The following is a 14885-nucleotide window of genomic DNA, read 5'->3' on the forward strand; positions in this document are numbered from 1 at the left end:
GCGCCCGTGACGAGCTGGGACTTCGCCCCCACCCATGTGGTCCCCGGGTCCGGCCTGCCGGCCTGGGAGAGCCCCGACGTGTCGCGGCCCACCGTCCCGCTCGACCCGCTGCTCCCGGTGCAGCTGCTGGAGCGGCGCGGCGACTGGTCGCGGATCCTGTGCTCCAACGGCTGGTCGGCCTGGGTGGACGGAAGGCTGCTCGTCACGGTACCGGCGGAGCCGCCGGCGGCCGAGCGGTCCATGGGCGCGATCGGCGACCCCAGGCCCCTGCTGGCCCGGGTCGAGGACTCGCTCGGGCGCTACCGGCGGGCGGCCGAGGACCTGGCGGGCGGCCGCACCGACGGGGAGGGCTTCCGCCGCCGCACCCGGGGCCTGCGCGTGGGGATGGTCGTCGACGGCGAGTCGGTCTGGCTGTACGACGCCGAGCACGAGCGCTGGGTGCACTGCGACGGGGCCGGGCTGACCACCCTGGCGGCCTCGTCGCCGCCGTCCCTCGCGGGGGTCCCCGAGGAGGGAGCGGCCGGCGCGCCCGGGCCCGCCGCACGGGGCGGCACTCCGCCCGGCGGACCCGGCGGAACCCGCCTCGTCGACCCCGACTCCCTGCCGCCGTACGCCGGGGAGGAGGCCGCGGACCGGGGCGGGGACGGGCCCGCGCACGGGGCGGAGCCCGAAGCCCCGAGTCCGGGGGAGGCCCCCGCCCCGCCGGAGCCCACACGGCTGGTGGCCCCGGCCCCCGAGGGTCCCCCTGCCGACTCCGCGGGGAAGGCGCGGGCGGGCGGGGCCGCCGGGCCGGCCGCCCCGGCGGACGGCTCCCCCGCGGCCCCGCCGCCCACCCGGCTCGCCGACGCCCCGGCGGAGCCCGGTACCGGTGCCGATGCCGACGCGGCCCGTCCGGACGCCACCCGCCTCGCCGGACCCGCACCCGAGGCCCCGCCGCCCACCCGCCTGGCCGGGGCCCCCGGGGAGCCCGGCCCCCCGGTGGACTCCCCGCCTCCGGGCCCGGACACGGGTCCGGACACCGGGCAGGCCGAGGGCGCTCGGGCGCAGGAGGAGCGCGAGGCGACCCGGGTGGTCCCGGAGCGGGCCGCCTCCCCGAGGACGGGCGGTGAGGGCTGATGCCTCCCGGCGGGGAGCTGCCGCAGGGGCGGCCGTCGGAGCTGGTGGGCCGCCGGATCGCCGGCTACCGCGTCGAGCGGGAGATCGGCCGCGGCGGTATGGCCGTCGTCTACCGTGCCCGGGACCTGCGGCTGGACCGCACGGTCGCGCTGAAGCTGCTCGCCCCCGAACTCGCCCGCAACGACCTCTTCCGGCAGCGCTTCAGCCACGAGTCGAGGGTGGCCGCGGCCATCGACCACCCGAACATCGTCCCGGTCTTCGAGGCGGGCGAGACGGAGGGGCTGCTCTACATCGCGATGCGCTACGTACCCGGCCAGGACCTTCGGGTGCTGCTGGACCGGCAGGGGCCGCTGCCGTTCCCCACCGCGGGCCGGATCGCCTCTCAGATCGCCTCGGCGCTGGACGCCGCCCACGCCCACGAGCTGGTGCACCGCGATGTGAAGCCGGGCAACGTGCTGGTGGCCGAGGGCACCGACAGCGACCACCCCGAGCACGTGTACCTCACGGACTTCGGCCTGACGAAGAAGTCGCTGTCGCTGACCGGCTTCACCACCGTGGGCCAGTTCGTGGGCACCCTGGACTACGTGGCGCCCGAGCAGATCTCGGGCCGCCCGGTCGACGGGCGCTGCGACGTCTACAGCCTCGGCTGCGTGGTCTTCGAGACCCTGGCGGGCGCTCCGCCGTTCCGCCGCGAGGACGACATGGCGCTGCTCTGGGCGCACCAGTACGATCCGGCCCCTCCGCTGACGGACCAGCGGCCCGACCTGCCGGAGGCCGTGGACGAGGTGTTCCGCACGGCGCTGGCCAAGACACCGGAGGACCGCTTCGCCAGCTGCGCCCAGTTCGTGGCGGCCCTGCGCACGGCGGCCGCACCCGCCCGCCGGACCCCGACACAGGTGGCGGGGGCCGGTGCCCAGGCTCCGCCCGAACCGCCCGGGTGGGCCCGGCCGGTGTTCCGCCGCGCCGGATGAGCCGGAGTCGCCCGCGGCGCGTGCCGGGCCGGGCTCCCCGCGTGCTCGGCGGCCTGGTCAGGACGGCGGCGGGACCTCGCCGTGGTGGCGGAACCGGGTGGCGAGCAGACCGCCGACGTAGCCCGCGACGAGCCCCCACCCTGCGCCGAGCGCCACCCCGGACCACAGCCGGGGCCGGAGGGACACGTCGCCCCCGAGATCGCCCCCGAGGTCGCCGATGCCGAGGAGCGAGAGCCCGTAGTGGGCGGAGACGCGGGCGAGCAGGGAGACGCACAGGACCGTGACCGCGAGGGCGACGGCCAGGTGCAGGGCATGCTGCCAGGGGCGGACGCGGGCGGGCGAGCGGACCGCGGCCAGGAAGCCGGCCGCGAGCACCAGGACGGCGGCGCCCACCAGCAGCCACCACGCACGGCCGTCGCGTTCGGTCAGCGTCCCCAGGTCCAGGGTGGCGAGGTCGCCCGTGCGCAGCACCTCGTCCAGCAGCTGCGGCATCGGCAGTCCGAACGGGCCCTCCACCCTGCCCTCCCAGGACCCGCCGAGGCCGATGGTCAGGGCCAGCCACATCAGGTTCGGCAGGCCCAGCAGGAGCACGGCGAAGGTCTCGGCCGGATGGCCGCGGGTGGCGGCCACGACCAGTCCGATGACCACGCCGACGGCGACGGCGGCCAGCAGCAGCGCCACCATGGCGTAGGCCGTGGGGCGGACGGCCTCCTGGTAGCGCAGCAGCCGTGCGGGGAGCGGGGCCCCGCGGGAGACCATCAGCGCGAGGACGGCCACCCCCGCGAGCCACAGCAGGCCGATGACCAGGGTCTGGGGGACCTCGGTGGCGAAGCCCACCCGGGGCTCCACCCCGAAGAGGTCGCCGATCAGGCCGCCCGTGGGGTCCTCGAAGGAGAGGGAGAAGGTGTGCCGCGCCAGCGCCCCGAGGCCGGCCAGCCCCAGCAGCCAGAGCACGGCGATCCGGAGGGCCCAGCCGGCCAGCTCGGGGGCGCCGGCCACGGCGCGGTGGCGCAGCGGCCGGAGGAAGGCCGCCCCCACGACCAGGGCTCCGACCAGGGTGACCGACAGGGGCAGCGCGGTCAGCCCGGCCTCCGACTCGGCGAGGGCCCCGGCGTCCCCGGTGATCTCCACGGAGCCGCCGACGGCGAGGACCACCACGGCCGCGAGCACCTTCGGGAACGCCCCCTCGGGGAGGTCCCCCGCCCCCGCCGCCCACAGGCCGAGGGCGGCGGTCGCGCCCATGGCGAGGAAGCCGGCGAGGACGGTGAGCAGGGCCTGGGGCCAGCCGTGGGCGCGGGGCGCCCCCGCTGCGGGGGGCGTCGGGGAGTGCGGGCTCACACGGCCACGCTAGCCAGGCTCGGCCCGGCGCGCGCCCCGAGCGCGGCGAGCGCGTCGGCTTGCGGGGCCCCGGGACCCGGAGCACACAATGGCCGGGAGGGGGAGTCCGGTGGACCGTGCACCGCGTCCGCCCCGCCGCTCTGGGAAGAAGTGCCCATGAGTTCCGAAACTCCGTCGTCCGGCCGTCCCACGGGGCCGCCCTCGGGTCCGCTCTCCGGGCCCTCCCAGCCCGGCGCACCGCCGCCGGGTCCGCCCTCCGGCGGCTCCGGGGCCGGGTCCGCCGGAGGGCCCGGCGGCCCGTCCGGCGGGGCGGGTGGCGGACCGGGCGGGCCGGGGTCCGGGCGGCCGTGGTGGCGTTCGGCTCCGCGGATCGCCGTGCTGGCGTGCGTAGTGGTGGCCGCCGTGGTTCTGGCGGTCGTACTGACCCGGCCGGGCGGCGGCGGCGACGGCGAGAGCGAGGTCTTCCTCCAGGCCGCTTCCACCAGCGGCCCGGACCCCTTCACCGAGTCGACCGCCCAGGACGCCTCCCCCGAGCCGGCGGTCTCCCCCGACGGGGCGAGCCCCTCGGCCTCGGGCGCGACGCGCGCGGTGCGCGGTTCGGCGCCGGGGCTGTACGGCGGCACCCGGGACGTCGCCAGCTGCGACGTGGAGCAGCAGGTCACCGCGCTGACCGGGGACGCGGCCAAGAACCGGGCGTTCGCCGACGCCCAGGGCATCGCGCCGGACACGGTGCCGCAGTACCTGCGCTCGCTCACCCCCGTGCAGCTGAGGATGGACACCCGGGTCACCAACCACGGCTACCGCGACGGGGCGGCCACGCCCTACCAGGCCGTGCTCCAGTCCGGCACCGCGGTGCTGGTGGACGACCGGGGCGTACCGCGGGTGCGCTGCGCCTGCGGCAACCCGCTGGCCCCGCCGGTCGCCCAGGACAGCGCCCCGAAGGCGGTCGGCTCGGCCTGGCCGGGCTACCGCGCCTCGCAGGTGGTGGTCGTGGAGCCGTCCGTGACGGTGGTCAACGTCTTCGTGCTGTTCGACGCCGAGACGGACGGGTGGATCGCGCGCCCGGCGGGTGACACCGGCGAGACGGACGAGCCGACCGCGCCGCCCGAGGAGGGCGTCTCGCCCTCCCCGTCGGACGGCAGCTCCCCGCCCGCCTCGGAGTCGCCGGGTACCGAGGAGCCCTCCTCGGAGCCCCCGGCGGAGGAGTCGCCTTCCGGGGAACCCCCGTCCGAGCAGCCGCCGTCCGAACCCCCGCCGCCGGAACCGCCCGCGGAGGAGTCGCCCGGGGCGCCGAACCAGTCCGCGCCGGCGCCCGACGCCCCCCGGGAGCCGGCCTCCCCGGCCTGAGGGCCCGGGCGCGGATCCCCCGTTGGGACGACCATGTTCACAACGGCAGAAATCACGATCGAAGTGGGTAACCGGTACATATGACCGCATTCCTCGCGTCCCGCCAGCACACCGCCGCCGACCTGGCCGCCGACGGCGCACCGGCCGTCATCGTCTTCCTCCTCATCGTGGTCGGGCTGCTCGTCCTGCTCGTGTACGTCGTCTGGCAGGTCGGGGCACGCCGCCGGAGGGACACCGCGCCCACCCGCGAGGAGCTGCCCGCCCCGCCCGAGCACCAGTCCCATGTGGAGTCGCGCTTCGAGCCGGACGAGGTGGACGGCACCCAGGGCCACGTGGCCCCCGGCCGCCTGACCCCGCACGAGCTCCACGGGTACGGCAACATGGGCAGCCGCCCCGCGGCCGAGGAGCCGCCCGCCCCGCCCCGCGAACCCGGCGACGACCGGGGCGCGCGCGGCGGCACCGGCGCCTGAGGCGGGACGGGAGGCGCCATGGAGCCCACCGCCGGATCCGGCGACCCGGCAGACGCGGCCGGGGCGACCGCCTCCGTGGTCACCCTCCACGTGAACGGGGTGGCCCGCACCCTCGCCGTGGACCACCGCACCACCCTTCTGGACGCGCTGCGGGAGCGGCTGTCGGTCACCGGCCCGAAGAAGGGCTGCGACCACGGCCAGTGCGGCGCCTGCACGGTGCTCGTGGACGGCCGGCGGATGCTCGCGTGCCTGCTCCCGGCGGTGGCCTGGGACGGTGCGCGGGTGCTGACCGCGGAGGGGCTCTCCGAGGGCGGCCGGCTCCACCCCGTACAGGCCGCCTTCGTGGCGCGGGACGCCCTCCAGTGCGGGTACTGCACCCCCGGTCAGGTCTGCTCGGCCGTCGGGGTGCTGTCCGAGGCCGCCGAGGGCCACCCCTCCCTCGCCACGCCGGCCGGACCCGCGCGCACCGGCGGCGGACTGCCGCCCCCGGTGCGGCTGACACCCGAGGAGATCCGGGAGCGCATGAGCGGGAACCTGTGCCGCTGCGGGGCGTACGCGCAGATCGTGGCCGCCGTCGGGGACGTGGCCCCGTGAGGCCCCACGGGTACGTGCGCGCCCGCAGCGTCGCCGACGCGCTCGCCGTCCATGCCGCGCACCCCGGGGCCCGGTACCTCGCGGGGGGCACCAACCTGGTGGACCTGATGAAGCTCGGCGTCGCGCGGCCCACGGTCCTGATCGACGTGCGCCGCCTGCCGCTGGACCGGGTCGAGGAGACGGCGGGCGGAGGGCTGCTCGTGGGCGCCACGGTCCGCAACAGCGACCTGGCCGCCCACCCGCTGGTGCGCTCGCGCTACCCCGCCCTGTCCCAGTCGCTGCTCTCCGGTGCCTCGGGACAGCTGCGCAACGCCGCGACGACCGGGGGCAACCTGCTCCAGCGCACCCGCTGCGGCTACTTCCAGGACGTGTCCAAGCCCTGCAACAAGCGCGAGCCGGGCAGCGGCTGCCCCGCCGTGGAGGGCTCCCACCGGGAACTCGCCGTGCTCGGCCACTCCCCCCACTGCGTGGCCACCCACCCCTCGGACATGGCGGTGGCGCTGACCGCGCTCGACGCGAGCGTGCACCTGCGGGGCGTCTCGGGGACGCGGGCGCTGCCGGTGTCCGAGTTCCACCGGCTGCCCGGCGACCGGCCGGAGCTGGACACCCGGCTGCGCCCGGGCGAGCTGGTCGTCGGCGTGGAGCTGCCACCCGTGCCCCCCGGGGCGCGCTGCGCCTACCGCAAGGTCCGCGACCGCGCCTCCTGCGCCTTCGCCCTGGTCTCGGTCGCCGCCCGGCTGGCCGTGGAGAACGGCCGGATCGTCCATGCGGCGCTCGCCTTCGGCGGTCTGGCGCACCGGCCCTGGCGGGCCTGGACGGCCGAGGAGCGCCTGGTGGGCGCCCCGGCGACGGGCGCGTCCTTCGCCCGGGCCGCCGAGGCCGAGCTGGAGGCCGCGGAGCCGCTGCGGGACAACGCCTTCAAGGTGCGGCTCGCCGGGGACCTCGCGGTGCAGGTGCTCGGCACCCTGGCCGGGGAGGGGGCGTGACGGGGGCCGGGCGGGCAGCCGGCGACCTGGAGCGCCGCGAGGCCCGGGAGAAGGTCACCGGCCGGGCGCGGTACGCGGCCGAGTACCGGCCCGAGGGCCGCCTCCACGGACGGCCCGTCCCGGCGGCGGTGGCCCGCGGCAGGATCGCCTCCGTCGACGTCTCGCGGGCCCTGGCGGTGCGGGGGGTCGTCGCCGTCCTCACCCACGAGAACGCGCCGCGCCTCGCCGCCCCGCAGGACCCCACGCTGGCGGTGCTCCGGGACGACCGGGTCCCGCACCGCGGCTGGTACGTGGCGCTGGTGGTCGCCGAGACGCCGGAGGACGCGCGGGCGGGTGCGGCGGCCGTGGAGGTCGTCTACGAGGCCGAGGAGCACGACGTGGTGCTCCGGCCCGACCACCCGGGCCTCTACACGCCCGAGGAGGCCAACGGCGGGCACCCGGCGGTGCGCGAGCGCGGGGACCCCGACGCGGCCCTCGCCGCGGCGCCGGTGCTGGTCGAGGCGGAGTACCGGCTGGGCGCCCTGCACAACCACCCCATGGAGCCCCATGCCGCGACCGCCGAGTGGCGCGACGGCGGGCTGACCCTCCACGACTCCACCCAGGGCGGCAACGCGGTGCGCGAGGTGCTGGCCGGGATGTTCGGCGTGCACCGGCGGCAGGTGACGGTGGTCGCCGAGCACGTGGGCGGCGGCTTCGGGTCGAAGGGCACGGCGCGGCCCCATGCCGTGCTGGCGGCCATGGCGGCCCTGCACACCGGGCGCCCGGTGACGGTGGCCCTGCCCCGGCGGGACCTGGCGGCCGTGGTGGGGCACCGGGCGCCGACGCTGCACCGGGTCAGACTCGGCGCGGGCCCCGACGGGGTGCTCACCGCGGTCGAGCACCTGGTGGTCACACGGACCTCGCGGGTGCGGGAGTTCGTCGAGCAGGCCGCCGTCCCGGCCCGCGTCATGTACGGCTGCGCGCACAGCCGCACCGCGCACCGGGTCGTGGCGCTGGACGTGCCGACCCCGTCGTGGATGCGCGCGCCCGGGGAGGCGCCGGGCATGTACGCCCTGGAGTCCGCGATGGACGAGCTGGCGTCGGCGACCGGGGTGGACCCGGTGGAGCTGCGGTTGCGCAACGACACCGACCGCGAGCCCGACAGCGGGCGGCCCTTCAGCAGCCGGGGGCTGGCCGCCTGCCTGCGCGAGGGGGCCCGGCGCTTCGGCTGGGAGGGGCGCGACCCGCGGCCCGGTGTGCGGCGGGCGGGCGGCGTGCTCACCGGGACGGGTGTGGCCTCGGCGACCTACCCGGTGCTGGTGAACCCCTCCCGGGCGAGCGCCCGGGCCGAGCCGGACGGCGGTTTCCGGGTCGCCGTCAACGCGACCGACATCGGGACGGGGGCGCGCACGGTGCTGGCGCAGATCGCGGCCGAGGCGCTGGGGGTGCCGCCGGAGGCGGTGATCGTCGAGGTCGGCAGCACCGCGCTGCCCGCCGCCTCCCTCGCGGGTGGCAGCGCGGGGACGGCGTCCTGGGGCTGGGCGGTGCACCGGGCCTGCACCGAACTGGCGGAGCGCCTCGCGGGCGCGGGCGGGCGGGTCCCGCCGGAGGGGATGGCCGTGGACGCCGACACCCGGGGGGAGGCGGACGCGGAGGTCCCCTGGGCCCGGCACGCCTTCGGGGCCGTGTTCGCCGAGGTGCGGGCCGACACGGTCACGGGCGAGGTGCGGCTGGCCCGGCTGCTGGGGGTGTTCGCGGCAGGGCGGATCCTCAACGCCCGTACCGCACGTGCCCAGTTCACCGGAGGGATGATCATGGGCGCGGGCATGGCGCTGACCGAGCGCAGCTCCATCGACGTGCGCTTCGGGGACTTCGCCGAGCGCGACCTGGCCGCCTACCACGTCCCGGTCAGCGCCGACGTGCCGGACGTCCGGGCCCACTGGATCGAGGAGGAGGACCCGCACCTGAACCCGATGGGGTCCAAGGGGATCGGCGAGATCGGGATCACGGGAGCCCCGGCGGCGATCGGCAACGCACTCCACCACGCCCTCGGGGCACGCCTGCGGGAGCCTCCGTTCACCCCGGACAGGGTCCTGGCGGTGCTCCGCCGCACCCCGCCCGGCTGAGTCCCGGGCGACCGCCCCGGCAGGGGCGGGTTCAGGGGGCGTCCGCGGCCGCCCCGCGCTCCTCGCCCCCCGGTGGGTGGACCCAGCGGGAGGCGAGGAGCAGGGCGATGTCGTCGGGCCGGTCGGCGTGCTGGCGGGCCTCGTTGATGAGGTGGTCGGCGGTGTCGGCGAGGGGCGCGCCGCCCTGTTCCGCCAGGGTGCGGCGCAGACGCTCGATCCCGATGTCGATGTCGATGCCGGGCTGCTCGACGAGCCCGTCGGTGAACAGGGCGAGGACGGCGCCGGGTTCGAGGTGGAGCGGGGCGACCGGGTAGGAGGCGTCGGCGTCGATGCCGAGCACGACCCCGCCCGGGAGGTCGAGCACCTCGGTCCGCCCGTCGGGGCTGCGCAGCAGCGGTTGCAGGTGACCGGCGCGGACGGCCTCGGCGCGCCCGGTCTCCGGGTCCAGCATGACGTAGCAGCAGCTGGCGAACTGCCCGGGGTCGAGGTCGATCAGCAGCCGGTTGGTACCGGTCATCACCTCCTCGGGGCTGTGGCCGCTCACCGCCAGGGCCCGGACCCCGCTGCGCAGCTGCCCCATCGTGGCGGCGGCCGACACGCCGTGCCCCTGCACGTCCCCGATGGCGATGGCGAGGCCGCTGCCCGTCTCGACCACGTCGTACCAGTCGCCGCCGACGTCCATGCCCTGGGTGCCGGGCAGGTAGCGGGCCGCGGTCTCCAGCCGGTCCACGACGGGGAGGCGGTGCGGCAGGAGCCCGTCCTGGAGTCCGCGCGCCAGGGCGGCCTCGGAGTCGTAGCGCCGGGCGCGCTCCAGCGCCTGGGCGATGAGCCCGGCGAGGGCGGTGAGCACGGTGCGCTCCTCCGGGCTGAAGCCGCGGGGCTGGTCGAAGCCGAGGATGCACGAGCCGACGGGGCGCCCGGAGGCGATCAGCGGCAGGAAGGCCCGCGCCCCGACGTGGGCGTCCATCGGGATGCCGGGGTAGGCGCGGGCGAGGTGCTGCATGGACTCGAAGAACAGCGGGCGGCCGGTGGTCAGGGTCTCCACCCCGGGAAGCTTGGCGTCCAGTCCGACGCCGTCGAAGCGGTTGAGGAAGCCGCGGGGGAAGCCCGTCTCCCACGACAGGTGCAGATGGCGTTCGCTGAGCAGGTAGATGGCGAGCTGGCGGCCGCCGAACGCGGGGAGCAGTTCCTCGGTGACGACGGCGGACACCTGGCGGGCGGTCACGGCCTCGGTGAGGGCGATGGCCAGGGCCACCGGGCGGTAGAGCGCGACGGCCCGGTCGGCGGGCGATCCGACCCCGGTGCCGGGGGCCACGACGGACCCGGGAGCGTAGGCGGGCCGGTCGCCGGGGCTGAGGGTGACGGTCAGCCCGTCGTAACCGGAGAACAGGGAGACCGAGAGCCAGCCCTCCTGCCGGGGGACCAGGAAGTGCACCGGGTCCGGGGACAGGAGCGCCGAGCGGTAGTGGTCCTCGTAGGCGACCTGCCCCAGCCAGGGGACCGCCTCCCACAGGACCCTCCCGATGAGTTCGGAGCGCGGCTTGCCGAGCAGCGCCTCGGCGTTCCGGTTGGCGTAGCCGACCCGGCCGAGGCGGTCCACCGAGCACACCCCGTGGGGCAGGCGGTCGGCGGACTCGGCCACCACCGGCCCCGCCCCGAGGTCGACCAGGAAACCCGTCAGATGGGGCCGGGACACTCCTTCCTCCGACCCGGCCCGCTGCCCGGAGATCTCCACCAGGTGCGGGCGGCCGTCGGACGCCTGGAGCCGCAGCCGCCGGGTGACGGGGCGGTCGGAGGAGGCCGCCTGGCCCGCCACGGACCACAGGCCGTAGGCGTCCTCGGGCTCGATACGGGCGGCGAGTTCCTCCACGGTGACGGGGAGCCGCTCGCGGCGGGTGCCGAGGATCGCGCACCAGCCGTCGTCACCGGAGACGGTTCCGGCCTCCAGGTCCCAGTCGAAGGAGCCGAACCTGACCGGCGGCGCGGAGACCGACGGGAGGGTGACCGCCAGCGGGTCGCCGTTCCACTCGATGCGCCCCTCCTCGGTGGGCATCGCGGCCAGTGCGGCGCCCAGCCGGGCGGCGACGGCCGTGAGCCTGCGGCGGTCGGGCTCGTCGACCGGCTGCCCGGGTGTGGCCGGGCGGAGCACCCCGATGATCCCGAAGGTCTCACGGCCGTGGCGGACGGGCACGTACAGCGAGCCGAAGGGGAACGGCAGCCCGGCCATCAGCTGCGGGTAGCGGCGCATGGCCTCCTCGGCGTCGCCCAGGTAGACCGGCTGGCCGGTGCGGTAGGCCTCCGAGTGGGGGAAGGGCCGGTTGACGTGCATCCGCCACCAGTGGCGGAACATGTCGGAGGGCAGGCCGGCGATCACGGCCAGCAGGAGCAGCTCCGGCTCGCGGCTGCGCATGTACAGACCCCCGGCGAACCCCCCCACGGCCTCGACGGCCTCGGCCTCCGCCTGGGCGAGGACCATCCCCAGACCGTTCGGCAACGGGCCGTGCGCAGGCGGCGCCGCGGCTTCGGGCCGCTCGGCGTCGGGGTGCGGGCGTCGGCCAGCGCCGTACCGGGTCATCTTGTCAGCATGCTCCCGTGTCCCGGTGCTCCGCATCTTCGTGATCTCGGCCCGGGCGCCGTGGCGCGGGCCGGGGGGCCGGGCACCGGGGCCGGGCGGCCGCTCCGGATACGGGGGTGTTTGAGCTAGATTTGGGCACGGTCCGCACGACGAGGAGACATCAGGTGGCATCAGGGCAGCAGGCACGCGCTCAGGCCGCCGCGATCACGCGCGGCCGCCAGGAGCCCTTCGGCGACCCGGCTCCGGCCGACCGGGTGAGGGCGCTCTTCGGCAGCCGGCGCCTGTCCCCCGGGCAGCGCAGGATCGCCACGTACATCATCGACCACCTGACCGAGGCGGCGTTCCTGTCGATCACGGACCTGGCGGAACGGGTGGGTGTCAGCCAGCCGTCGGTGACGCGGTTCGCCACCTCGCTCGGCTACAGCGGATTCCCGGCCCTGCGGGAGGCCCTGCAGCCGATCGCGCTCAGCGCGGTCGCCGGGGCCCAGGAGACCCGGGAGCAGATCCGCCGCAACGAGCTCCAGGCGGCCGTCGACGCGGAGATCGAGAACCTGGAGAGCCTGCGCCGCGTGTTCGCGGACACCGACAAGGTCCTCGACGTGGGCAGGGAGCTCGCCCGCTCGGTACCGCTGACGGTGGTGGGGCTGCGGATCTCGGTGTCGCTCGCCGAGTACTTCGCCTACGCCGCGCGCCGTATCCACCCCGACGTGCGGCTGGTGACCCGCGGCGGGTCCGTCGCCTACGACGCGCTCCTGCAGTCGCGGGAGGCGGGCGGCAGCTGGGTGCTGGCCTACGCGATGCCGCGGCACGCCAACGAGACGCTGGCGGCCCTGCGGGCGGCTCGCAGCACCGGTCTGCGGGTCGCGCTGATCACCGACCTGACGCTGGGACCGCTGGTCGAGGAGGCGGACGTGGCGTTGTCGGCGGGGACCGGCTCACGGCTGGTGTTCGACTCGTACTCGGCGCCCGGAGTGCTGTCGGCCGCCGTGCTCCAGGCGATGGCGGACGCGGACCCGGAGCGGACGCAGTCGCGTCTGGAAGGGTACGAGCAGGTCGCCGACCAGCACGACTTCTTCATCGCGGACTGATTCCCGCCCCCCGCGTCCCGCCGAGCGGACCGGTGCGCGCACGCTGCGGCGGCCCCCGGTCCGGGTCCCGGCCGCTCCGGGAGGACGGCCGGCGAGGACGGATCGGGTCTGCCGCCGCGGCGGACCGAGGGCCGGGCGACGGCGCCGCGTCCGGAGTCCGCGGGGCGGACCGTGACGCCCGCGAGGACCGGCGGCCCGGGGCTCCGCGCGGCAGTGATCTTCCCGTGTTTCCCGCCGGTTACCGGGGCATTTCCACCGTTCGACGTGCATGAAATTTTTCATACGCTTGCTTACTCGACGGTATATATATTTACTACTCCTGGCAGCCGGTCCTCCCGCCCCTCAGCGCGGAGGGGCCGCGCTCCCCAGAACACACGGTGTCGGCGCTCCCTCCTCGCGTCCGGCTCCGGTGTTCCACCCGGGCAACTCCGTCGTACCACGGATTGTCCCTTGGCGGTCCCGGTCAACCCCTGGGCCGGGACCGCCACAAGCCTCCTCACCGGAGCACCCCGCACCACCGGAAGCGACGACGATGCACCCGATCCACTCTGCCGTGGGCCCCGACTGGCCCTGCCAGGTGAAGTCGCCCGGCACGCACGACTGGGAGCGCACGGCCGCTCGGTGGCTGCGGGACCTGCTGCCGGCGAGGTACGCCGCCTACTCCCCGCTGACGCGCCACCACGTGCTGCTCGCGCGCCACGCCCGCATCCAGCTGGAGCACGAGATCCGGGCCGTGCGGGCGGCCCTGCAGACCTGCCGGGCGGAGCTTCCCCCGCTGGGCGTCGCCGAGGCGGTCATCGAGAACACCATCCGCATGTACGCCGCCGAGCTGGAGCAGCTCGGGCGTCTGGCGCGCAGCGTCCGCCTGGTCACCGAGGCCCTCCTCGCGGAGGCGGGGCCGAGCGTGCCGCGGCGGCGGGCGCCCGCGCAGCGGGCCTCCTGACGGCGGAGCCCCACCGCCCCCGGGGCGACCGGGTCAGGCGGCGCCCTCCGGCGCCGCCGGCGGCGCCACCACCTCGGCGTGCAGCGCGGCCTGGTAGGCCTCGTCCGGATCGAGCCGGCGCAGCTCCTCCGCGATCAGTTCGGCGGTGGTGCGCACCTTCAGTGCCAGGACGCGGTCGGGCTGACCGGGGATGGCCAGCCGGGCCACCGGGCCCTCGGGGCGGTCGATGTGGATCTCCCCTTCGCCGGTGCGCAGCCGCACCGCGGTCACCACGGGCCCTGCCGTGACGACCTGCTCGACGGGCACCCGCAGACGGGCGGCGAACCAGCGGGCGAGGAGTTCGGCGCTGGGGTTCTCGGCCTCGCTCTCCACGACGGCCGACAGCACCCGGACGCGGGCCTGGTCGAGGGCCGCCGCCAGCATCGAGCGCCAGGGCGTGAGGCGGGTCCAGGCGAGGTCGGTGTCCCCCGGCTCGTACCCCTCGGCGCGGGCCGCGAGTTCGCGCAGCGGGTCCTCCACCGCGTAGGCGTCGGTGATGCGCCGCTGGGCGAGGGCGCCGAGGGCGTCCTTCGCCGGGACCGCGGGGGCGTTGACCGGCCACCAGACCACCACGGGGGCGTCCGGCAGCAGCAGGGGCAGGACCACGGAGTCCGCCCGGTCGACGAGTTCGCCGCGCAGCCGCAGCAGGACGGTCTCCCCCGCGCCGGCGTCGCCGCCGAGGCGGACCTCCGCGTCGAGCCGTGCCTCGTGCCGGTCGCGGGGCGAGCGGGAGACGCGCTTGATGACCACCAGGGTGCGCGAGGGGTGCTCGCGGGAGGCGTCGCCCGCGGCCTTGATGGCGTCGTAGGCGTTCTCCTCGTCGGTGACGATGACGAGGGTGAGGACCATGCCGACGGCCGGGGTGCCGATCGCGCGGCGCCCCCGCACCAGCGCTTTGTTGATCTTTCCGGCCGTGGTGTCCGTGAGGTCGATCTTCATGGCCTGCGCCAGCTCCGTCCGTCGCGTGCGAGCATCTCGTCGGCTTCCGCCGGGCCCCAGGTACCGGCAGCGTACTGCGCGGGGCGCCCGTGCCGGGCCCAGAACTCCTCGACGGGGTCGAGGATCCTCCAGGACTGCTCGACCTCCCCGGTGCGCGGGAAGAGGTTGGAGTCGCCGAGCAGGACGTCCAGGATGAGCCGTTCGTAGGCCTCCGGGCTGGACTCGGTGAAGGACTCGCCGTACGCGAAGTCCATGGTGACATCGCGGAGTTCCATGGAGGTGCCCGGCACCTTCGAGCCGAAGCGCAGCGTGACGCCCTCGTCCGGCTGGACGCGGACGACCAGGGCGTTCTCCCCGAGCTCGGCCGTGGCCGA

General features: G+C 76.5%; 12 protein-coding genes and 1 pseudogene. 9 read left to right on the forward strand and 4 right to left on the reverse strand.

Annotated elements, in window-relative coordinates:
- Positions 1 to 6 precede the first annotated feature (6 nt).
- Together NPS70_RS09705 and NPS70_RS09710 are read left to right on the forward strand one after the other, a co-directional pair.
- Positions 7 to 1116, forward strand: coding sequence for a hypothetical protein (locus tag NPS70_RS09705; RefSeq protein ID WP_256523688.1), 1110 nt, complete (start codon positions 7 to 9; stop codon positions 1114 to 1116).
- Entirely contained in the window at positions 1116 to 2087 is a 972-nt protein-coding gene (locus tag NPS70_RS09710) for a serine/threonine-protein kinase (protein WP_256523689.1), read from the forward strand. Before NPS70_RS09705 ends, NPS70_RS09710 begins: the two co-directional genes overlap by 1 nt.
- Positions 2088 to 2144: 57 nt before the next feature.
- On the opposite strand, the gene NPS70_RS09715 is transcribed toward NPS70_RS09710, so the two are convergent.
- On the reverse strand, positions 2145 to 3425 hold the full coding sequence (locus tag NPS70_RS09715; protein WP_374211970.1) for a streptophobe family protein: 1281 nt from the start codon (positions 3423 to 3425) through the stop codon (positions 2145 to 2147).
- Positions 3426 to 3581: 156 nt separating this feature from the next.
- Between NPS70_RS09715 and NPS70_RS09720 the strand changes: the two genes are divergently transcribed.
- The 5 genes from NPS70_RS09720 to NPS70_RS09740 all read left to right on the forward strand — a co-directional run bounded on the left by NPS70_RS09720 (position 3582) and on the right by NPS70_RS09740 (position 8927).
- Positions 3582 to 4772, forward strand: coding sequence for a DUF6777 domain-containing protein (locus tag NPS70_RS09720; protein ID WP_256523690.1), 1191 nt, complete (start codon positions 3582 to 3584; stop codon positions 4770 to 4772).
- A gap of 80 nt (positions 4773 to 4852) precedes the next feature.
- Positions 4853 to 5242, forward strand: a complete 390-nt coding sequence (locus tag NPS70_RS09725; protein WP_256523691.1) for a DUF6479 family protein — start codon at positions 4853 to 4855, stop codon at positions 5240 to 5242.
- Between the two features lie 18 nt (positions 5243 to 5260).
- Positions 5261 to 5836, forward strand: coding sequence for a 2Fe-2S iron-sulfur cluster-binding protein (locus NPS70_RS09730; RefSeq protein WP_256523692.1), 576 nt, complete (start codon positions 5261 to 5263; stop codon positions 5834 to 5836).
- Entirely contained in the window at positions 5833 to 6822 is a 990-nt protein-coding gene (locus NPS70_RS09735; protein ID WP_256523693.1) for a xanthine dehydrogenase family protein subunit M, read from the forward strand. The genes NPS70_RS09730 and NPS70_RS09735 overlap by 4 nt, the downstream gene beginning before the upstream one ends.
- On the forward strand, positions 6819 to 8927 hold the full coding sequence (locus tag NPS70_RS09740) for a xanthine dehydrogenase family protein molybdopterin-binding subunit (protein WP_256523694.1): 2109 nt from the start codon (positions 6819 to 6821) through the stop codon (positions 8925 to 8927). The genes NPS70_RS09735 and NPS70_RS09740 overlap by 4 nt, the downstream gene beginning before the upstream one ends.
- 31 nt (positions 8928 to 8958) lie before the next feature.
- Here NPS70_RS09740 and NPS70_RS09745 read toward each other — a convergent pair whose 3' ends face one another.
- Complete coding sequence (locus tag NPS70_RS09745) at positions 8959 to 11502, reverse strand: SpoIIE family protein phosphatase (RefSeq protein ID WP_374211971.1); 2544 nt, start codon at positions 11500 to 11502, stop codon at positions 8959 to 8961.
- A gap of 164 nt (positions 11503 to 11666) precedes the next feature.
- Between NPS70_RS09745 and NPS70_RS09750 the strand changes: the two genes are divergently transcribed.
- Together NPS70_RS09750 and NPS70_RS09755 are read left to right on the forward strand one after the other, a co-directional pair.
- Positions 11667 to 12590: a MurR/RpiR family transcriptional regulator gene (locus tag NPS70_RS09750; RefSeq protein ID WP_256523696.1), complete on the forward strand. Its 924-nt coding sequence runs from the start codon at positions 11667 to 11669 to the stop codon at positions 12588 to 12590.
- A gap of 532 nt (positions 12591 to 13122) precedes the next feature.
- A complete protein-coding gene (locus NPS70_RS09755) occupies positions 13123 to 13533 on the forward strand; it encodes a hypothetical protein (protein WP_256523697.1) in 411 nt (136 codons plus the stop codon).
- Positions 13534 to 13566: 33 nt separating this feature from the next.
- Here NPS70_RS09755 and opcA read toward each other — a convergent pair whose 3' ends face one another.
- Both opcA and NPS70_RS09765 read right to left on the reverse strand, forming a co-directional pair.
- A complete protein-coding gene (gene opcA, locus NPS70_RS09760) occupies positions 13567 to 14511 on the reverse strand; it encodes a glucose-6-phosphate dehydrogenase assembly protein OpcA (RefSeq protein ID WP_256523698.1) in 945 nt (314 codons plus the stop codon).
- Positions 14508 to 14885: pseudogene (locus NPS70_RS09765) on the reverse strand (glucose-6-phosphate dehydrogenase); the annotation flags it as partial. The gene opcA and the pseudogene NPS70_RS09765, both read right to left, overlap by 4 nt.

It is taken from the genome of Streptomyces sp. C10-9-1, assembly GCF_024497955.1.
In the GTDB taxonomy this organism is placed as follows: domain Bacteria; phylum Actinomycetota; class Actinomycetes; order Streptomycetales; family Streptomycetaceae; genus Streptomyces; species Streptomyces sanyensis.

Bases quoted from the DNA above. Each gene is read 5' to 3' on its own strand.
- NPS70_RS09755 (WP_256523697.1), top strand. From the start codon at position 13,123: ATGCACCCGATCCACTCTGCCGTGGGCCCCGACTGGCCCTGCCAGGTG.
- NPS70_RS09710 (WP_256523689.1), top strand. From the start codon at position 1,116: ATGCCTCCCGGCGGGGAGCTGCCGCAGGGGCGGCCGTCGGAGCTGGTG.
- opcA (WP_256523698.1), bottom strand. From the start codon at position 14,511: ATGAAGATCGACCTCACGGACACCACGGCCGGAAAGATCAACAAAGCG.
- NPS70_RS09745 (WP_374211971.1), bottom strand. From the start codon at position 11,502: ATGACCCGGTACGGCGCTGGCCGACGCCCGCACCCCGACGCCGAGCGG.
- NPS70_RS09725 (WP_256523691.1), top strand. From the start codon at position 4,853: ATGACCGCATTCCTCGCGTCCCGCCAGCACACCGCCGCCGACCTGGCC.
- NPS70_RS09720 (WP_256523690.1), top strand. From the start codon at position 3,582: ATGAGTTCCGAAACTCCGTCGTCCGGCCGTCCCACGGGGCCGCCCTCG.
- NPS70_RS09730 (WP_256523692.1), top strand. From the start codon at position 5,261: ATGGAGCCCACCGCCGGATCCGGCGACCCGGCAGACGCGGCCGGGGCG.